Source organism: Nonomuraea sp. NPDC050643 (genome assembly GCF_040654715.1).
GTDB lineage: Bacteria > Actinomycetota > Actinomycetes > Streptosporangiales > Streptosporangiaceae > Nonomuraea.
Genome location: NZ_JBFAIM010000018.1, coordinates 149,938 through 167,072 on the forward strand (window position 1 = coordinate 149,938; position 17,135 = coordinate 167,072).

General features: G+C 66.4%; 22 protein-coding genes. 14 read left to right on the top strand and 8 right to left on the bottom strand.

Annotation, left to right across the window (positions count from 1 at the left end; translation table 11 throughout):
* Nucleotides 1-227 precede the first annotated feature (227 nt).
* From AB0I15_RS25430 to AB0I15_RS25440, 3 genes are all read left to right on the top strand, one after another.
* On the top strand, nucleotides 228-839 hold the full coding sequence (locus AB0I15_RS25430) for a hypothetical protein (RefSeq protein WP_358100181.1): 612 nt from the start codon (nucleotides 228-230) through the stop codon (nucleotides 837-839).
* A gap of 129 nt (nucleotides 840-968) precedes the next feature.
* The gene (locus AB0I15_RS25435) at nucleotides 969-2,468 is read left to right on the top strand and encodes a M28 family peptidase (protein WP_358100184.1); all 1,500 of its coding nucleotides are present in this window, start codon (nucleotides 969-971) and stop codon (nucleotides 2,466-2,468) included.
* Nucleotides 2,469-2,527: 59 nt separating this feature from the next.
* Nucleotides 2,528-3,898 carry a M28 family metallopeptidase gene (locus AB0I15_RS25440; RefSeq protein ID WP_358100187.1) on the top strand — a complete coding sequence of 457 codons (1,371 nt, stop codon included), beginning with the start codon at nucleotides 2,528-2,530 and terminating at the stop codon, nucleotides 3,896-3,898.
* Between the two features lie 49 nt (nucleotides 3,899-3,947).
* Here the strand turns inward: AB0I15_RS25440 and AB0I15_RS25445 are convergent, their stop codons facing one another.
* Nucleotides 3,948-5,450, bottom strand: coding sequence for a M28 family metallopeptidase (locus AB0I15_RS25445; RefSeq protein ID WP_358100190.1), 1,503 nt, complete (start codon nucleotides 5,448-5,450; stop codon nucleotides 3,948-3,950).
* A 118-nt stretch (nucleotides 5,451-5,568) separates the two neighbouring features.
* The gene (locus tag AB0I15_RS25450) at nucleotides 5,569-6,513 is read right to left on the bottom strand and encodes an ATP-dependent DNA ligase (RefSeq protein WP_358100193.1); all 945 of its coding nucleotides are present in this window, start codon (nucleotides 6,511-6,513) and stop codon (nucleotides 5,569-5,571) included.
* Nucleotides 6,514-6,562: 49 nt separating this feature from the next.
* Between AB0I15_RS25450 and AB0I15_RS25455 the strand changes: the two genes are divergently transcribed.
* The gene (locus AB0I15_RS25455) at nucleotides 6,563-7,168 is read left to right on the top strand and encodes a histidine phosphatase family protein (RefSeq protein ID WP_358100195.1); all 606 of its coding nucleotides are present in this window, start codon (nucleotides 6,563-6,565) and stop codon (nucleotides 7,166-7,168) included.
* 322 nt (nucleotides 7,169-7,490) lie between these two features.
* Here the strand turns inward: AB0I15_RS25455 and AB0I15_RS25460 are convergent, their stop codons facing one another.
* A complete protein-coding gene (locus AB0I15_RS25460; RefSeq protein ID WP_358100198.1) occupies nucleotides 7,491-7,694 on the bottom strand; it encodes a DUF397 domain-containing protein in 204 nt (67 codons plus the stop codon).
* Nucleotides 7,679-8,518, bottom strand: a complete 840-nt coding sequence (locus tag AB0I15_RS25465) for a helix-turn-helix transcriptional regulator (protein ID WP_358100201.1) — start codon at nucleotides 8,516-8,518, stop codon at nucleotides 7,679-7,681. The genes AB0I15_RS25460 and AB0I15_RS25465 overlap by 16 nt, the downstream gene beginning before the upstream one ends.
* A gap of 276 nt (nucleotides 8,519-8,794) precedes the next feature.
* Between AB0I15_RS25465 and AB0I15_RS25470 the strand changes: the two genes are divergently transcribed.
* From AB0I15_RS25470 to AB0I15_RS25485, 4 genes are all read left to right on the top strand, one after another.
* Nucleotides 8,795-9,199 (top strand): ATP-binding protein, encoded by a 405-nt coding sequence (locus tag AB0I15_RS25470; protein WP_358100345.1) that lies wholly within the window; start codon nucleotides 8,795-8,797, stop codon nucleotides 9,197-9,199.
* The gene (locus AB0I15_RS25475) at nucleotides 9,196-9,534 is read left to right on the top strand and encodes a hypothetical protein (RefSeq protein ID WP_358100204.1); all 339 of its coding nucleotides are present in this window, start codon (nucleotides 9,196-9,198) and stop codon (nucleotides 9,532-9,534) included. The genes AB0I15_RS25470 and AB0I15_RS25475 overlap by 4 nt, the downstream gene beginning before the upstream one ends.
* Complete coding sequence (locus tag AB0I15_RS25480; protein ID WP_358100207.1) at nucleotides 9,531-9,752, top strand: hypothetical protein; 222 nt, start codon at nucleotides 9,531-9,533, stop codon at nucleotides 9,750-9,752. Before AB0I15_RS25475 ends, AB0I15_RS25480 begins: the two co-directional genes overlap by 4 nt.
* 380 nt (nucleotides 9,753-10,132) lie before the next feature.
* Complete coding sequence (locus tag AB0I15_RS25485) at nucleotides 10,133-10,363, top strand: hypothetical protein (RefSeq protein ID WP_358100210.1); 231 nt, start codon at nucleotides 10,133-10,135, stop codon at nucleotides 10,361-10,363.
* 167 nt (nucleotides 10,364-10,530) lie between these two features.
* Here the strand turns inward: AB0I15_RS25485 and AB0I15_RS25490 are convergent, their stop codons facing one another.
* Nucleotides 10,531-10,944 carry a GntR family transcriptional regulator gene (locus AB0I15_RS25490; protein WP_358100213.1) on the bottom strand — a complete coding sequence of 138 codons (414 nt, stop codon included), beginning with the start codon at nucleotides 10,942-10,944 and terminating at the stop codon, nucleotides 10,531-10,533.
* A gap of 266 nt (nucleotides 10,945-11,210) precedes the next feature.
* Here AB0I15_RS25490 and AB0I15_RS25495 point away from each other — a divergent pair, with 266 nt between their 5' ends.
* Complete coding sequence (locus AB0I15_RS25495) at nucleotides 11,211-11,525, top strand: hypothetical protein (RefSeq protein ID WP_358100216.1); 315 nt, start codon at nucleotides 11,211-11,213, stop codon at nucleotides 11,523-11,525.
* Between the two features lie 158 nt (nucleotides 11,526-11,683).
* On the opposite strand, the gene AB0I15_RS25500 is transcribed toward AB0I15_RS25495, so the two are convergent.
* The 3 genes from AB0I15_RS25500 to AB0I15_RS25510 are packed head-to-tail and all read right to left on the bottom strand — an operon-like array spanning nucleotide 11,684 to nucleotide 13,063.
* Entirely contained in the window at nucleotides 11,684-12,049 is a 366-nt protein-coding gene (locus AB0I15_RS25500; protein WP_358100219.1) for a hypothetical protein, read from the bottom strand.
* A gap of 36 nt (nucleotides 12,050-12,085) precedes the next feature.
* Complete coding sequence (locus tag AB0I15_RS25505) at nucleotides 12,086-12,628, bottom strand: hypothetical protein (protein WP_358100222.1); 543 nt, start codon at nucleotides 12,626-12,628, stop codon at nucleotides 12,086-12,088.
* Nucleotides 12,629-12,643: 15 nt separating this feature from the next.
* Nucleotides 12,644-13,063 (bottom strand): hypothetical protein, encoded by a 420-nt coding sequence (locus tag AB0I15_RS25510; protein WP_358100225.1) that lies wholly within the window; start codon nucleotides 13,061-13,063, stop codon nucleotides 12,644-12,646.
* A gap of 177 nt (nucleotides 13,064-13,240) precedes the next feature.
* On the opposite strand from AB0I15_RS25510, the gene AB0I15_RS25515 reads away from it, so the two are divergent.
* From AB0I15_RS25515 to AB0I15_RS25535, 5 genes are all read left to right on the top strand, one after another.
* Complete coding sequence (locus tag AB0I15_RS25515) at nucleotides 13,241-13,456, top strand: hypothetical protein (RefSeq protein ID WP_358100228.1); 216 nt, start codon at nucleotides 13,241-13,243, stop codon at nucleotides 13,454-13,456.
* Between the two features lie 6 nt (nucleotides 13,457-13,462).
* Nucleotides 13,463-13,825 carry a hypothetical protein gene (locus tag AB0I15_RS25520; RefSeq protein ID WP_358100231.1) on the top strand — a complete coding sequence of 121 codons (363 nt, stop codon included), beginning with the start codon at nucleotides 13,463-13,465 and terminating at the stop codon, nucleotides 13,823-13,825.
* Between the two features lie 424 nt (nucleotides 13,826-14,249).
* Complete coding sequence (locus AB0I15_RS25525; RefSeq protein ID WP_358100234.1) at nucleotides 14,250-14,441, top strand: hypothetical protein; 192 nt, start codon at nucleotides 14,250-14,252, stop codon at nucleotides 14,439-14,441.
* A 34-nt stretch (nucleotides 14,442-14,475) separates the two neighbouring features.
* Nucleotides 14,476-14,826 carry a hypothetical protein gene (locus tag AB0I15_RS25530; RefSeq protein WP_358100237.1) on the top strand — a complete coding sequence of 117 codons (351 nt, stop codon included), beginning with the start codon at nucleotides 14,476-14,478 and terminating at the stop codon, nucleotides 14,824-14,826.
* A complete protein-coding gene (locus AB0I15_RS25535; protein ID WP_358100239.1) occupies nucleotides 14,823-17,087 on the top strand; it encodes a cell division protein FtsK in 2,265 nt (754 codons plus the stop codon). The genes AB0I15_RS25530 and AB0I15_RS25535 overlap by 4 nt, the downstream gene beginning before the upstream one ends.
* Nucleotides 17,088-17,135: the final 48 nt, after the last annotated feature.

Below are 17,135 nucleotides of genomic sequence, written 5' to 3' on the forward strand. Positions count from 1 at the left end.
TTCTGGCACCGCCGTGAACACCTCGTAGCTGTGCCCGTTGGGGTCGCGGACATAGTGGTGCGTGACGATGCTCATGGGTTCCCTTTCTGCGGAATGCATGCGATAAGCACACAATAACATGTGCGGATCGCACGCAATCCGAGGTCCCGTGGCACGATCGTCCCCCGGCTTGACCTTGACGCGGCGTCAACGTTTCTAATCGGTGGTGACGGCACCGAGAGGGGAACATGATGGTCAGCGCCGCGCTGCGGATCCTGGAGTTCGAGCTGAAGGGCCTGGCCGGCATCGGGTTGTGGGTCGCGCGCCGACGCCACGGCGTGCCCGCGGGCGCGACCGTGCTGACCTACGCCAAGGAGCAGTCGTTCATGCTGTCGCTGATGACGTTCGCGATGGCGGTCGAGACGGTGGTCGTGGACCTGCTGCTGGCCGGGTTCGGCGTGCCGGCCTGGATCCGGTACACCGTGCTGGTCGCCGACCTGTACGGACTGCTGTTCAGCGCCATGCTGGCCGCCGCCTGCGTCACCCGCCCCCATGTCGTCACGCCCGGCGAACTGCGCATCCGGTACGGCGTCTACTTCGACCTGCGCGTGCCCCGCGACCACATCGCCGCCGTACGGACCGGCCGTGCCTACAACGAGGCCGGCATGGTCACCGTCAAGGACGGCAGGCTGACGGTGGCGGTCGCCTCACAGACCAACCTGACGATCGAGCTGACCGAACCGATCACCGTCGTCCGCCCGCTCGGCGCCCGCGCCGAGGTCACCTCCATCCGGTGCTTCGCCGATGCCCCCGACCAGGCCCTGACCGCCCTGCGCGCCGAGCCGGCCGCGCATTCCTGAGTCACGAGCTAGGCGAACCCCTTTTGCGGGGTTAAGTTCCATACAGCACCATCTCGGGATCTTCCACCCTCGACCTCGGATGGAGGCGCCGCCATGCTTTTATCTGGGCAGCTCACCCGGAAAAACGGCATGAGATCACCCATCGTCGCGGCGATCGCAGCACTCTCCCTGATCCTGGCCGCCCTGACACCGGCCGCACCCGCCCAGGCGGCCGCGGCACCGGACATCTCCCTGGCGAACGTCAAAGCCCACCTGTCCCAGCTCCAGTCCATCGCCACCGCCAACGGCGGCACCCGGGCCCACGGCCGGCCCGGCTACCTGGCCTCGGCCAACTACGTCAGAGCCCAGCTCGACGCCGCCGGGTTCAGCACCGTCCTGCAGTCGTTCACCTACAACGGCGCCACCGGCTACAACGTCATAGCCGACTGGCCCGGCGGCGACCCCAACGACATCCTCATGGTCGGCGCGCACCTCGACAGCGTCACCGCGGGGCCCGGCATCAACGACAACGGCTCGGGCAGCGCGGCCATCCTCGAGACCGCGCTCGAAGTGTCCCGCCAGTCGCTCCAACCGGCCAAGCACCTGCGCTTCGCCTGGTGGGGCGCCGAGGAGCTGGGGCTGCGCGGGTCGCAGTTCTACGTCAGCAACCTGCCGGCCGCCGACCGCGCGCGGATCAAGGGCTACCTGAACTTCGACATGGTCGGCTCCCCCAACCCCGGATACTTCGTGTACGACGGCGACAACTCCGACGGCACCGGCTCCGGCCCAGGACCGGCCGGGTCGGCGGCCATCGAACGCACCATCCAGGACTACTTCACCTCGATCGGCGTGCCGACCCGCGGCACCGACTTCGACGGCCGCTCCGACTACGGCCCCTTCATCGCCGTGGGCATCCCGGCGGGCGGCACGTTCACCGGTGCCGAGGGCATCAAGTCCTCCGCCCAGGCCACACTGTGGGGCGGCACCGCGGGGCAGGCGTTCGACGTCTGCTACCACCGGGCCTGCGACACGACGGCCAACATCAACGACACCGCGCTGAACAGGAACGCCGACGCGATCGCGTACGCGGTGTGGACGATCGGCACCGCCGTACCACCCGTGGTGGTCTGGCAGGACACGTTCGAGGCCGCGAACGGCTGGGCCACGAACCCCGGCAGCGCCGACACCGCCACCATCGGGCAGTGGGAGCGCGGCGACCCCGAGGCCACCACCTCCAGCGGCGCCAAGCAGCTCGGCACCACGGTCAGCGGCGCGAACGACCTGGTCACCGGCCGGCTCGCGGGCGCCTCGGCGGGCGAGTACGACATCGACGGCGGCGTCACCTCGATCCAGTCGCCGCCGATCACGCTGCCGACGGGCACCCTGAACCTGTCGCTCTCGTGGTACCTGGCGCACGGCTCGAACGCCTCCAGCGCCGACTACCTGCGGGTCCGCGTGGTCGGGAGCACCACGGCCACCGTGCTCAACCAGACCGGCGCGGCCTCCAACCGCAACGGCGCCTGGGCCACGGCCACGGCGAGCCTCAACGCCTTCGCGGGCCAGACGGTCCGCATCGTCATCGACGCGGCCGACGCCTCGGGGGCCTCCCTGGTCGAGGCGGGCATCGACGACGTCAAGATCACCCGCTAGCTCCTCCCTGCGGGCCGGGCTCGCGCGGTCCGGCCCGCCGTCCCCCGTGGAGCCGCACCATGTCCTCTCTTGTCCGAAAATCAGCCTTACCCTTTTTCGCCGCCGTCCTGCTCGCCGGAGTGCTGACCCCGTCCGCCGAGGCGGGCGCGCCGCGCGACCGGGAGATCGAGAAGATGGTCCAGCAGGTCGACGCGCGCAACATCGGCCGGATCATCGCCAAGCTCGCCTCGTTCGGCACCCGGCACACGCTGTCGAGCCAGGACGACCCGGTCCGCGGCATCGGCGCCGCCAGGGACTGGATCCACGACGAATACTCCAGGATCGCCGCCACCTCCGGCGGGCGCATGACCGTGGAGAAGCAGTCGTTCGTCCAGCCCGTCTCGCCGCGCATCCCCGCGCCGACCGTGATCACCAACGTGGTCGCGACGCTCCGCGGCACCCAGGACGCCTCGGCCGGCCGCACGTACGTGGTCAGCGGCCACTACGACTCCCGCTGCAGCGACGTCATGAACGCCATCTGCGACGCCCCGGGGGCCAACGACGACGCCTCGGGTGTCGCGGTGGCCATCGAGGCCGCCCGCGTCATGGCCACGCGCACGTTCGACGCGACCCTCGTGTTCATGGCGGTCGCGGGTGAGGAGCAGGGCCTGTACGGGTCCGCGTACTACGCCCAGCAGGCCAAGCAGGGCGGCGTCGACATCGCGGGCATGTTCACCAACGACATCGTGGGCAGCGCCGACGGCGAGAACGGCCGGGACGCCAGGGCCGTACGGGTGTTCTCGGAAGGCGTGCCCACCTCGGAGACCCCGGCCCAGGCCGCCGTCCGGCAGTCGGTCGGGGGCGAGAACGACGGGGTGTCACGGCAGCTCGCCCGCTTCGTCAACGAGACGGCGGAGCAGTACGTGCCGTCGTTCGACGCGCGCATGTACTACCGCAGGGACCGCTACCTGCGGGGCGGGGACCAGATCCCGTTCCTGCAGCAGGGCTACGCGGCCGTCCGCTTCACCGAGGTGCACGAGAACTACCTGCACCAGCACCAGGACGTACGGGTGGAGGACGGCGTCCAGTACGGCGACCTGCTGGCCTTCGTCGAGAACGACTACGTGGCCAGGGTGACGCAGGTGAACCTGGCCGCCCTCGCGGTGCTGGCCCGCGCCCCCCGGGCTCCCGGCCGGACGGCGATCGTGACGAGCCGGCTCACGAACGACACGGACCTGCGGTGGGACGCCAACCCCGAGCCCGACATCTCGGGATACGAGGTGGTCTGGCGGGGCACGACCGAGCCCCAGTGGACGCACTCCCGCTTCGTCGGCAACGTGACGTCGTACACGGTCGAGGGCCTGTCGAAGGACAACTTCCAGTTCGGCGTCCGCGCGGTGGACAAGCAGGGCCACCGCGGCCCGGCCGCCTTCCCGACCCCGGCGAGCTGAACGAGCCGGCCGGGTGGGCGGGCGAACCGCGCACCCGGCCGGCCGTCACTCACTCAGCGGTGGTCGCCAATGCGGCGGCCGCCTGGCTCGGAGCGGTTCTCGGTGGGATGGAACGGAGGTTGAAGGCGTATCTGGCGGTGGAGTCGGCGATGGCGTCGGCGTCCACGTCGAGGGCCGTGGCGTTGATGTTGGTGATCGTGTCGCACACCAGGTGGTAGCACGCGTCGTACGCCACCCCCGCCGTCCCGCCGAACAGCGCCGCCTCCTCGGGCGTCTTGATGCCCTCGGCGCCCGTGAAGATGCCGCCCGCCGGGATGCCGACCGCGATGAACGGCCCGTAGTCCGAGCGGCCGTCGAAGTCGGTGCCGACGGTGGGCAGGCTGCGGGACCCGTAGAAGGCCGCGAGCTGCGCCTCGATGTCGTCCGATCCGGGCGGGCCGGCCGGTGAGCCGACGCCGTCTGAGTCGTCGCCGTCGTAGAGCTTGTAGGCGAAGTTGGGCGAGGCGACCATGTCGAAGTTCAGGTACACCCTGATCCGGTCGCGCTGCGCCTCGGACAGGGACTCGACGTACTGGTCGGACCCGAGCAGGCCGATCTCCTCGGCGGCCCAGAAGGCGAACCGGACCTTGTTCTTGACCGGGAAGAGCGCCATCTCCTCCGCCACCTCGAGGATCGAGGCGGTGCCGGAGCCGTTGTCGTTGATGCCGGGCCCGGCCGGGACGCTGTCGAGGTGGGCGCCGACCATGACGACGTTGCGCGGGTCGCCGAAGCGGGACTCGGCGATCACGTTGTCGTTGGTGCCGAGCGTGAGCGTGGAGTCGACCGCGAGCCGGACCGTCGCGCCGGGCGTGGCGGCCAGTTCGTTGCCCACGGCGAAGTCGGCGAACACCATCGGGACGCCGGCCCGCCACTCACCGATGTCCAGCGGGAACGCGTCCGTACGTCCCGGCTGGCCCTCGTTGAACACGATGATGCCGGACGCCCCGGCGAAGCCCGCGTTGCGGATCTTCTGGGCGAAGGCACAGGTGCCACGCTGGATGAGCGCGATCCGGCCGGCCACGAACCCGGCGAAGTCAGCCGCCTCGCAGCCGCTGGTGGAGGTGGGCGTCGGAGTCGGCGGCAGCGTCAGGTCCACGCCCTGGACCTGCGCGGTCACGTCGCCCGCCGGGGAGGGCTGGAAGGTGAAGAAGTCCTCGTTGGGGACGTACGTCTTCGCGTTCGGCGCCGTGAGGTTCAGCGTGGGCGGGCTGTCCTCGGTCCAGCCCTCGACGAAGTTGATCGGCTGGAGCGTCACCTTGTAGCCGGCCTTGCGCAGCTTGCCCGCGACGTAGTCACGGGAGGCGTTGTAACCGGGCGTGCCCGCGGCGCGATTGCCGCCGTTGGCGTTGGCGATCGCCTGCAGGGCGTTCAGGTGCTTCGTGACATTGGCCCCCTTGACCGTCTTGACGAGCAGCTTGGCGAACAGGTCGTCGAGCCCTCCCGCTTGGGCGGGCGCGGCCATGGCCAGCGGTAAGACGAGTACGGTGACCAGTGCGATGACGATTCTGCGCATTCAGGCTCCCCCTGGTTCACAGGAATCGCGGCGATGAGCCCCCCGAGCCGCCGCGAACGGACGGTAACCCGGGCAGGAACCGCTGGGAAGACCCACTAAGGCGGCAAAAACCGGACAATTACTCCTCGCGGCGGGCGCGGGCGCGCCGCTTGCCCTCGTGCATCGCCTGGACGCGGGCCACCGGAATCGTGTGCCCCTCCGCGACCAGGTCGTCCGGCAGCCGCTGCGGCGCGGGCATCTGCTCGGCCCAGGGGTCGCCCTTGAGCAGCTCGGGCGCCGTGTGCACGGTGAAGTCGCCCGGCGCCACGCGATCGAGGTCGTCCCAGGCCACCGGGAAGGAGACGGGCACGCCCGGCCGGATGCGCGGGCTGTAGGCGGCCGCCACGGTGGCGCCGCCGGCGCGGGTGGAGTCGAGGAAGACCTTGCCCTCGCGGTCTTCGCGGATGAACGCCGTGGTGGCCAGCGCCGGGTCGATGCGCTCGGCGCGGGCGGCCACGGCGCGGGTGGCCGCCGCCAGGTCCTCCACGGCGGTGCCGGCCTCGATCGGCACGAACACGTGCACGCCCTTGGCCCCGCTCGTCTTCACCGCCCCCGTCAGCCCGGCGTCCGCCAGCGCCTGGCGGACCAGCAACGCGCCGCGCACCGCCAGGGAGAAGGCGTCGGAGTCGTCGGGCGGATCGAGGTCGAGGATCAGGTGGGTGGCGTGGTCACCGACGAACAGCGCGGGGTGGTATTCCACGGCCCGCTGGTTGGCGAACCACAGCAGCGTCCTCCTGTCGTTGCACAGGGCGTAGGTCACCTGCCGGCGCGACGCGTCGGCCCACAGCGACACCGACTCCAGCCAGTCGGGGGCGTATTTGGGCAGGTTCTTCTGCATGAACGGCTGCTGGCCCGGCCGCACCCTGATGACGGAGAGGGCACGGTCGCGCAGTGCCGGGATGATGCGGTCGCGCACGGCGTCGAGATAGTCGACCAGATCGCGCTTGGTGGCGCCGGCGCCGTCGAACAGCGGCTGGTCGAGGTTGGTCAGGGCGACACCCTCGCGTGTCTCATCAGCGGCCACCTGTCCTACCATGCCGATACTCGAACGTATGGTCAACCAAGGAGCCGCCTTGACGCGCCACCTCTACCTCACCCGCCACGGCGAAGCCTCGCCGGACGGCACCGGGCTGACCGAGAACGGCCGCCGCCAGGCCGCGCTGCTCGGCGAACGACTCAAGGACGTGCCCTTCGCCGCCGTGCACCACGGCCCGCTCCCCCGGGCGGCCCAGACCGCCCACCTCATCGGCGAGCACCTCACCGGCGTACGGCCGCAGGTCCACGAGGCCGCCGGCGACTACGTCCCGTACGTGCCGGGCCCGGGCGAGCTGCCCGCCGAGGTCGCCGGCCACTACGCGCGCTTCTTCGACCCGGTCACGCCGGAGGAGCGCGAGGAGGGGGCGCGGCTCGCGGCCCAGGCTCTCGAGCTGTTCACGGGCCCGGCGGAGGAGACCCGCCACGAGCTGGTCGTCACCCACAACTTCCTGGTCGGCTGGCTCGTGCGCCACGCGCTCGACGCCCCCGCGTGGCGCTGGCTCGGCATCAACCACGCCAACGCCGCCCTGACCGTCATCCGGTACGCGCCCGGCCGCCCGTCCTCCGTGCTGCTCTACAACGACGTGAGCCACCTGCCCACCGAGCTGCGCTGGACGGGCTTCCCGCCGGAGCTGCACGTCTGAGCGCCCTGTTACAGTGAGCCGTTGACGCGGGGTGCCCGGACGGCCGGGCTGAGATCACACCTGTAGACATCTCCAAACAACAGCTCGTTCAACGATGTATAGGTGTTGTTGTCGCCTCTGGCTGCGATCAGCCCTCATGTAGCTAGAAGCGGAGAGGGCCGCATCAGGGCACTGGGCTCCCACGGTGCGGATGCGTCCTGTGCCATCTCGCCCCCACAGAAGAACCGTGGGTGTCGGGTGTAGCGCTGCACACGACGGTGGTAAACCGGGCGCGAGAAAGGGACCCGCCCACGTGAGTTGGCGGGTCCCTCCTTTGGGGGAGTTAGACCTCGAACTCCATGTTCTGTACTCCCCTGGTGAACGCACGCCACTCGCTGTAGGAGTACGTGTGCGTTGGTGCGGTGGGGTCCTTGGTGTCCTTGATCGACACGTAGCCGTTGCCAAGGTCCTTGAACGCCACGCAGTCCCCGTTGTCCCCGGAGAACGAGGAGGTACGGTAACCGTCCTCGCTCACTGCTTTGTCCATTGTGCTGCCAACCTCTCCTTGATCATCTCCAGAGAGCGCCTCTTAGGCTCTGCCTCTTGTCGGCACTTCTGATACCTGAGCCTGAGAGTCTCTACTTCTGCTGGGGTGTCCCACATTTTCCCAGTTACAGGGCCATCTACGAAAGCGCTGTCTGGGCGCTCGGGTGAGTGGGCGATGGTGAAGCCTCCGAGGAGCCCTGTTGTAGACATGGCGTCTACCGGGAGGATCTGGATGGACACGTTGTCGCTGTTGCCCAGCTCTACAAGGTGGGTGAACTGAGTTCGGGTGATCTCCTCGCTCCCTACAACGCGGTGGAGGATGGTCTCGTCCAGTACGGCCCACACCATGGGGGCATCTGGAGAGTCCAGGACTTCCTGTCGGTGCATCCTCGCTCTCACGCGCTCCTCAATCTGTGCAGGGTCGGGCCGTGGGGCACCCAGCATCACCGCGCGGGCATAGCCCTCTGTCTGCAGAAGGCCGGGAACCATGGTGGGGGTGAAGACCCATAGCTCTGTCGCTCCGGCCTCGATCTCCAACCAGGATGGGGGAAGCACGTTTTTGTAGACCCACGGTCGTCTGTCGTCGGGTAGGTACTGGGCGAGGCTCCCAGGTTTGAGCCCTAGAGCCTCCTCTGCCTTCGTTGCTAGCTCATCAAACGGCCTCCGCTCCGCCCGTTCCACGGCTCCGATCGTGTTGGCATGGAAGCCCACTTTGACCCCCATTTGCCCGAGCGTCAGTTTCGCCGTATTTCGGGCCTTTCGCAACTCGTATCCGAATCGCGCGTCTTCGCCTGCGTCTGGGTCCAGGTCTTTTGGAGGGCGCATTGCTTCTCCTGGCGCATCATCTCGGGGGCGGTTTATTTACCACAGAAACACAAGTATCTGTGTGCCACAAGTAACCGTGTTAATGGCGCACTACCTCCCTGTGATGGGAGCGTGGCACGTGGCAGGGCAACCATGGTCCTGCTGGCACACAAAGGATGAAGATCGCGTAGTTAAAACGATCGGAAACCGAGGATGCTGATGGCGAATGAGGCGTCAGTGGAGGTAGCACCGATGAAAGTCGTGTCGAATCCCCCGTACGCAGGCATCAAGGTGTGGATGCTCAGGGAGCTTGATCACGAGGCTCTGGTGCCCGGGCTGGCTCGTCGGGAGCTTCGGGTGTGGATGGGGGATCATCCTGCGCTTGGTGAGCTTGAGGCCGTCGCGTCGGAGTTGGTGGCGAACGCGGTGGTTCATGGTGGTGGCGCGTGGGTGCGGCTGAGTCTGCGTCCGGAGGTAGAGGGCGGGCGGCGCTACTGGCGGGTGGCGGTCGTGGACCCTGGCCGGTCGGGGTCGGTTCCCATGCCGCGCATGCCTGCCCTGAGTGAGGAGTCGGGGCGGGGGCTGTGGGTGGTGGACGCGCTCACGAATGGCTGCTGGGGCACCGAGTTGACGATGGTGGGCGAACGGGTCGTGTGGGCGTTGCTGCCTCTGACCGGCCGATCAGAGGAGCGGGTGACGTGAGCCGGGCCGCGAGCCCTGCGGGGCGGCTGGCGGTTGAGCTGGCGGAGCGGCTGGGTCGTCGTGGCGTCAGGTCGGAGATCTTCGAGGCTCACGGGATCGCGCTGGTGGGGATCTGGTCGGTGCGGTTGACGGTGTGGTGTGAGTGGGAGCGCGGCGCGTGGCGCTTCCGCTGGTCGGTGAGTGACGGAAGCGGGACGGGGAGGTGGGAGTACACGGTGTGCCCGTGCTCGGCGATGGAGACGGCGGTGGGGCGGATCGTTGATTCGTGTCAGGAGCGGTACAGGCGGATGTACGGCACGGCTGTGATTCCCGGCTTCCGTCCGGAGGTGCCATGACCACGGTTGAGGAGTTGCGGGCCAAGTACGGGCGGGCGTGGGACATACAGGTGTTCCCCTATGGCAGGGGTGTTTCTGCCACGCGGCGCGCGAAATATACCCAAGACCAGTACGACCAGGGCCTTTCTTACGGCTTCGTCACCCGGAGCCTTGCCGAGCTGGCAGGAAAGGTCGCCGCCGAAGCGGCCCGGGAAGCCCGGCTATCGGAGCCTCGCTAGAACGAGAGAGGGTCGACCACATCCAGCCTCCGAGGGTGGTCCTTTCGTGCCTGGTCGTGGCGGAACGGAGGCCGCATGAATAAGGCGGCGCGGACACGGGTTGTCGAATACTTAGAGGCGGTCCCTGAGGGAGCGACGATCGATGAGGTGCGCGCGCATTTCGATAACGTGCCTACGCGCCACGAGGTTGGGACCTGGCTGCGGAAGCTGGTTGCTGAGGGAGTGGTGGTCAGAGCTGAGTCGGCTCCGAACCGGGTGGTGCCGGGCGGGTTCAGCCCCGGTGCGAGGAGACGGCGCAGATTCCGGCTGGCCTAGCGGTGGCGGGACGGCTGCGCAGGCGAACGAGTCCTGGTCGTATACGAGAGAGAAAGGCTTAGGTCGTGATTACTGATCAACAATGGCTGTTCATGATTTACGGAATCGGCGCGGTGGTGATGGGCGTGTTCGTCCCTATTCGCATCAAGACGAATGAGGGGTTTAGGCATCGCATGAGTCTTAACGTGGCGAGGGGAGGAGTGCCACTGTTTGCGATTAGCTTCATTATCGCGGTCGGTCTGTGGCCGATTACTGCGGTGCCGTGGACCATTAGGGACGCGAAGGAAGGTCAGTAGCTCTGGGGTTCGGGGTCCTTGGCTGGCCTGCCGATCCACTCCTGTGAGGTCAGCCAAGAGGGCGCGTCGGAGGGTGTGGGGCTGGTTCCGGTGGACGGGGCCGATGCCGGCTCGCCGTGAGGGGAGCTGTGTGGGAGCGTCGAACGGGGGCTTGTGGAGGGGCTCAGTCAGGACTCAGGGCCCCGGATCTCCACCTTGTCGGCGGGCAGTACCTCAACCGCTGCTCCCGGTCGTTCCACCACAACCACGCTGCCATCGTGCGGTAGATCAAGCTCACGTCGTTCTGAGTCGCTCGGCTGACGCACGATGATGCGCATTCCTGGCTCAACCGTGATCACAGTGACGAAGCCAGCACCAAGCTTCACGAAGGATCCACGGTTGCGCACGGTGTAGACAATGCCAAGATCGCGAAGAACCCCAAGCGCCTGCAAGACGGTCTGTCGGGCAACCCCGAACTCTTGCTCAAGGTGAGTGACGCTGGGAAGGCGCTGACGAGGCTCCCACTCGCCCCGCTCGATCCGGGCACGCAGTAGCTCCGCGATCTGCGCGTATACCGGGGAGTCAGCCTCGTAGTTGATCACAGGTTAACCGTAGGTAGATGCCCTAGTGATGACCGATTTGGCTCGATGCACCCTGTAGTAGGCTTACTACAAGCTTGTAGACTGTTTACTACGGTGCTGACTACTGGCGAGTAACCATCTAAGATCAGGGATATGAGCCGCTCAACGCACCCGGTGGTTCGCAGCCAACAGCCCTCCGTACGTGCTGGCACCCTGCGTGCTGCCCGTCCTTCGTTCCGCCCGGTGCCCCGTCCCTCAGTGGAGCTTCTTAAGTAGGAGCGTGATCTATGAGCACGGAGAAAGAAGTCAACCAGGACCCCCAGCACGCGGCATTGATTGCCGTTCGGCAGGCTTACAAGGAAGCTGATACGGTACTGCAATCCACATCTGATCTTGAGCAGGCATATCAACTTGCTACGCAACTCGCGGAGTGCCTAAGAGAACTTGCGGACGAGGCGGCTTTGGCCCGCGCCAAGTCCGCAGCGCAGATAAGCAAGGCTGAGGAGCTTTCTCTAGCTGGCCTAGCAACGAAGATAGGTGTTTCCAAGGCTCGCGCCACTCAGCTTATGCAAGCCGCTACGCGGGAGCAAAAGGGGAAATGAGCATATGGCTCCCTAGATGACGCCCAGTCCCCGGGGCTTTATCTAGGGCCCGAGCCCCCGCAGAAGATGCCATTAAGCGGGAGTCGTGGCGATCGACATTCGCTTGAAAGTCGCTCACTGCGGGGGCTCTTTAACTCTCTCGGCGGTGGAGATCTTACCTAGACGTCTGCAATGATGTCGATAGACAGATCTAGATAGTTATCCCGCCCCGTAGCGAGTAGACGCGTTCCACTCTCGCCTTCCGTTTTGCTCGGTTGCATCTCTGCATTCAGGGCTTCGCGCCAGGTCTCGAAATCTGCGCGTCGCTGTTCGGAATCTTCGGCGTCACAGACACCGGTCAGCGCTGCTTTGGCAGGGGCGCTGTGTATCGACCAGGTTATTAGCGGCAGGTTCTCGTTAGAGATCCTTGCCAGAAGATCCCTTAGCGCATCAACGGTGCGTTGCTGCAAGTGCAACTGATCCAAGTCCCTTTTCTTCTTCTCGTGCTGCAAGCGCAGTCTTTCTAGGTCCTCTGGTTGTGGCACGTTGTTTCTCCTTTCCCCGTAGCGCCATTACTGCGCCTATTGCCCCTCCGGAAGTGTTATCGGCTCTTGCCCGTGTTCGTGGTCGTACATTCCGGCAAGTGCCGGCCGGAACGCTGCTAGGTGGTCTGGCCATCTACCGCAGAGAGCCGAGCGCGCGGCAGAGTCCGTTTGTAGAAGGAATTGCAAGTGGCGCAGGCCATGCATAAGAACATCGATGTATCGAGGAATCGGCGCTTCTGTCGCCTCGACTGCTATTGGCTTGCCTACCGCGTCCGGCAAGGCGGGGCTGATAGGCGCTGCATTTTTCCACTTATCCCGCACGAACGCGCCGCAACCGATGACGGCGACATAGGTGAGAACGACGGCGGTGTCTTCAGCCCGCCATGAAGTCGAGTGCAGTAGTTTGACACCATCTGAGACGTCATTAACGGACAGAAGGTCTGTGACGGCGGTATGAGGATCGCTGTCCTGTCTAACTGCCTCGGAACGCCATGCGTCCTTTCCGCTTATGAGCCACAGTCCGATGCCATCTGCCGATACCGGCCAGACTTCAACGATGACCTCTGTCCGCTCGCTCACCCTAACTCCCTATCACTATGTTTTGTCTCGGGTGTCGGAGTCTTCAGCTTGCTTCGTCGCTAGCCGGGAAGCCTGCGCTGCTGATATCGCCACTTTCGTTAGCCCCATGGAGATTCGCTCATCTCGCTCATTACGGGCTTTGGTGTCTTTGGCGGTCCTGATGAGTTGTGCTGCGCGTGCTTTCGATACGCCGATGCGGTCAGCAAGACTAGCCAACGACATCTCCTCTTGCTCGAAAATGCGGGCGGCTGAAAGGGCTCTTTGATGACCAGAGGCTTCAAAGAGTCCTCTCAGGGTTTCAACCAGCTCCGTTGCGCCGTTGTATGCGCGGTTGCGGTCGGTGTCCGCATCTATCGCCATAAGTGCTGCACCGAAAGCGCGTTCGAGGTCAGCTAGCGCGGTGAGAACCGCCTCGCTCACGCCTTCTCTTGCCATGTAGGCAGCGTAACCCGCCTCGGACAGGGGGGGCTAGACGCGCCACCGTACAGTCCCCTCTTGACGGTCGTGTAGGGGGGGCTGTACGGTTCTTCGTGTAGCCCCCCCTACACGGTTATCGACCAGGGGCAACGCGTCAACAGTCCAGTCAGAGGGTTCAGGTGGAGGTGATCAGCGGTGACCAGCCCAGAGAGCACACGGCACAGCCGGCTGATCACGATCATCCGCACTGTGGCCGAACTGCTCGACAACTGCGCGGATGGCCTGGTCTCCACCGTCGTCGCCGCCACGGTGCTGCTGCTCGTGGTCGTTGCCCTTCACGGGATGGCGGATGCGCTGGAGACCTGCCCTGACGTGCTCACCCTCTGCACCGCACGCTTCGAGAGGAGCTGATTTCCCATGACCTACAAGCCCAATCACGTCAATCGAGACCGACTCATCGCCGATCTACGCGGCTTGGCTGACTTCCTGGACAGGAACCCGGGGTTGCCCGTTCCCCGATACGGGCCGGTGAGTATCAGGGTCCATCCGCAGTACGACACCGACGCCACCACCGAGGCCGAAGCGCTCGTGGAAGTCGAGCGGATCGCCGCCTTGTTGGGCGTCACGACCCGGGTCGAGTACGGACAGCACGTCGCCTGCGCGAACTTCGGAACGGTCGCTTACGAGGCCATCTTGGTCACGCGGGCAGCGAGAGACCGTCGCGACGCTCAGGACTCCTATCGGGACTGCGTTTTCACCGATTCGCCCTCAGAGGCATAAGTGGATCTCCCCCTGATGATCGTCGTTCTCGCGCTCATAGCAGCGCTGGTCATTTTGGGGTTGCTCACGGTGCTGGCCTACGTCATCCACGCCGCTGACCAGCGCAAAAGCCCGTTCGACCGAGCCCACAACGCCCCAGAGCACCTGTCACGGAGCGTACTCATGTACGCCCGCCGAACCGACCGGCCCAAGAACACCAACCCCGTTCCCCGTTCCGACAGAGGAGGAAGTAGGTGATCAACGCTGCGCACTATCCCGCTGAGTCGTGAGTGCCCCTGTGGCGCTGTCCTGGAGCCCGGCAGCAAGTGGTGCCGTAAGTGCCGTGCCCGCGCCCGCTGGCGTCGCCGTAAGGCCCGTCACGACGGCATCTGACATCCCACGTTCCCTCACGTCCAACGCCTATGCCGAAAGGAGGTGATGACCCTTGACCGTCTCGATTCCACTCGTGGTGCTCCTCGGGCTGGCCGTTGTGCTGGCTGTGCGTTTTCTGAAGCTCCGCTTGTGGATGGCGCTGGTGTGCGCCGTGTTCGGCTACCTGCTGGCCACAACCGTGCTGGCCCCCGATATCGACCGCGCCCTGAAAGCGCTCCTGGACTGGGTAACCCCTGGCTCCTGACCTGTCCACCGACCCGGAAGAGGGTGATGCCTCAGTGACCAACCGCCATCCCTACCCTGACCGTGCTCTTCAGGAGGTTCTCGACCGTAACCGCATCGCACACGACCTGATCGACACCTTCGCCCGATCCACCGCCACCCTGACAGACCTCTGGCAGCACGTCACCGCCGCGCTTCAGGACACGCTGGTCCTGGTCGCGGAGATCATGCGCCTTCGCTCGGAGATCAGCATGACCCGGCTTATCCGGGCGAACCTGATCGCCGCCATACGCGCCACGCTGGCCGCCGACGCGGACGGCGAGCACGACCCGCTGTCTTACCTGCGTGACGAACTCGCCGACCAGGCAGGCCACAGCACGCGCAACAGCCCGGACGGTGCCGCATGACGTGGCCACCGTCCGACCCCGACGACACGGGCGCACCCTCTCCCGCCGCTCCGCTGCGGGGGTTCGCCTGGCCTGCCCCGCCCGCAGACAACGATCCCACCGCAGACGCCGGCAACATTCGCGCCGACCGCGTCGGCCCGGGTCCTGACCTCGACGACGACCAGGGCGCACGCGAGGATGCGTTCCACGATCGCGAGTCCGTTCCCGCCCATCAACCGGCGTTCGGGCCGCCGGTTGATCGGGTCGACGACGACGGCGTCTCCCCTGACCGGTCTCCGGCCGGTCAGGGGCGCGCCCCGATCCTGCCCACCTGGACGCGCACGGGTGCCGGTAGGCGCGCCATGCTCGCCTGGTCGCTTCGGGATGCCGGGTACACGCTCGGCTATCACACGGTGCGTCTGCCCAAGTACGTGGCCAAGACGGTCGTGTACGCGCCTGCCGGGCTGGCCTCCAGTATCGCCCGCCTGCTGCGCTGGGCAACCGCTGAGCAGGACAACCGGGCGTTGCGTCAGGCAGCCGCCGACCGCAACGACCCCGCCACCTGGCTACGCCTGGACAAGCAGCGCGAACGGCAATCGCGCTGGCGCTGGTCGGTGCTGCTGCTGGCCGCCCTGCTCACCGGGGCCTCGGTGGCGGCCGTGCTCGCCCTTCAAGTGAGCATTCCGGATGAGGCATGGTGGGCGCTGCTGGCCGCCTCGGTGCCGCTGCTGGCGCATGCCGGGCGTCCGGAAGACAAGCCGATCACCGACCGGGTCAGTCATGGGCCGCGCTATCGCAAGCTCACGGCGGAGCTGGTGCGGCGCGGGCTGCTGTCCATTGGCGTTGCGGCGATCAACCAGGCCGTTGCCAAGGATCAGCACGCGATCAGCTTTCCGGCCGACATCCATCGGGACGGCCCCGGGCACCTGGCCATTGTCGATCTCCCCTACGGGGTGGAAGCCGCCGATGTGGTCGCGCGGCGGGGACGGCTGGCCTCCGGCATGCGGCTACCGTTCGACCAGGTATGGCCAGAGCCCGCTCAGGGCCATCCTGGACGGCTCGCGCTGTGGGTCGGTTACCAACCGGCCAGCGCGATGCAACCGCCGTCCTGGCCGCTGCTGAAGAGCGGCAGCGTGGACGTGTTCGCCTCGTTCCCGCTGTTCACCACGCCCCGCATGGAGATCGTCAACGCCATGCTGATCTTCCGGAACTGGTTGATCGGCGGACAACCCGGTTCGGGCAAGACGAACCTGTTGCGCCTGCTGGTGCTGGCCGCCAGTCTCGACCCGCGCGCCGAACTGCGCGGCTATGAGTTCAAGGGCGTCGGTGACTTCATGGTGGTCGAACCGGTCTGTGCCGAGTACGGCAACGGCCAGGATGACCAGACCTTTGGCAGGGCCGCAGCCCTGGTCAAGTGGCTGTATCACACCGAATGCCAGCAACGCGCGGCGAAGATCGCCCACTATCACGCGCTCGGTATGGCTCCGGAGAACAAGGTCACGCCGGAGCTGGCCGCGCGCAAGGGCTCAGGGCTGCATCCGCTCGTGGTGTTCCTCAACGAAGCACAGGAGCTGTTCCAGCACCGGGAGTACGGCGGCGAAGCCGGGGAGCTGTGCGAGAAGGTGATCAAGCTCGGGCGTGCGCTGGGCGTGATCCTTATTCTCGACACGCAGATCCCGGACAAGGACAGCCTGCCCACCGGGATCACCCGCAACGTCAACACCCGCGTGTGCATGTCGGTACGCGATCAAGTCGCCAATGACATGATCCTGGGCACCGGCATGTACAAGGCGGGATACCGCGCGACCGTGTTCGAGCCTGGCGACGAGAACGGCCCCGGTGACGCCGGTTGGGGCATGGTCGTCGGGGTGGGCAAGCCCGGTGCCCGCCGCAGCTTCGAGGTCAGCGCCGACCAGGCCAGACAGGTCGTAGACAGGGCGATCAAGGCGCGCACCGAGGCGGGCACCATGCCAGCCCCCGAGACGCAGACCCGGCCCGAACCCCCCGCCTATGACCTGCTGGCCGATGTTGTCACCGTCTGGTCGGCAGGGGAAGACGGGGCATGGAACGAAACCCTGTGCGCTCGCCTGGCCGAACTGAGGCCCGAGGTCTACGACGGCTGGCAGTCCGAACAACTCACCAGCGCCCTCAAGCCCCTTGGCGTCAAGGTCCGTAACCTCAGCCGCCGCCGAGACGGCAAACAGCGCGTCAGACGCGGTATCCGCCTCGCCGATCTCACCGGCGCAATCGCCGAACGTGACCGAAAGGGCCGCGCGGACTGACCCCGCGAGGTAGCTACCGGTAGTTGCCGCCCCTGCTACCGGTAGCAA

What these genes read in the sequence shown, in the direction of transcription:
- AB0I15_RS25430 (WP_358100181.1), top strand. Translation starts at nt 228, where the DNA reads ATGATGGTCAGCGCCGCGCTGCGGATCCTGGAGTTCGAGCTGAAGGGC.
- AB0I15_RS25435 (WP_358100184.1), top strand. Translation starts at nt 969, where the DNA reads ATGAGATCACCCATCGTCGCGGCGATCGCAGCACTCTCCCTGATCCTG.
- AB0I15_RS25440 (WP_358100187.1), top strand. Translation starts at nt 2,528, where the DNA reads ATGTCCTCTCTTGTCCGAAAATCAGCCTTACCCTTTTTCGCCGCCGTC.
- AB0I15_RS25445 (WP_358100190.1), bottom strand. Translation starts at nt 5,450, where the DNA reads ATGCGCAGAATCGTCATCGCACTGGTCACCGTACTCGTCTTACCGCTG.
- AB0I15_RS25460 (WP_358100198.1), bottom strand. Translation starts at nt 7,694, where the DNA reads ATGGACAAAGCAGTGAGCGAGGACGGTTACCGTACCTCCTCGTTCTCC.
- AB0I15_RS25465 (WP_358100201.1), bottom strand. Translation starts at nt 8,518, where the DNA reads ATGCGCCCTCCAAAAGACCTGGACCCAGACGCAGGCGAAGACGCGCGA.
- AB0I15_RS25470 (WP_358100345.1), top strand. Translation starts at nt 8,795, where the DNA reads ATGCTCAGGGAGCTTGATCACGAGGCTCTGGTGCCCGGGCTGGCTCGT.
- AB0I15_RS25480 (WP_358100207.1), top strand. Translation starts at nt 9,531, where the DNA reads ATGACCACGGTTGAGGAGTTGCGGGCCAAGTACGGGCGGGCGTGGGAC.
- AB0I15_RS25495 (WP_358100216.1), top strand. Translation starts at nt 11,211, where the DNA reads ATGAGCACGGAGAAAGAAGTCAACCAGGACCCCCAGCACGCGGCATTG.
- AB0I15_RS25510 (WP_358100225.1), bottom strand. Translation starts at nt 13,063, where the DNA reads ATGGCAAGAGAAGGCGTGAGCGAGGCGGTTCTCACCGCGCTAGCTGAC.
- AB0I15_RS25520 (WP_358100231.1), top strand. Translation starts at nt 13,463, where the DNA reads ATGACCTACAAGCCCAATCACGTCAATCGAGACCGACTCATCGCCGAT.
- AB0I15_RS25535 (WP_358100239.1), top strand. Translation starts at nt 14,823, where the DNA reads ATGACGTGGCCACCGTCCGACCCCGACGACACGGGCGCACCCTCTCCC.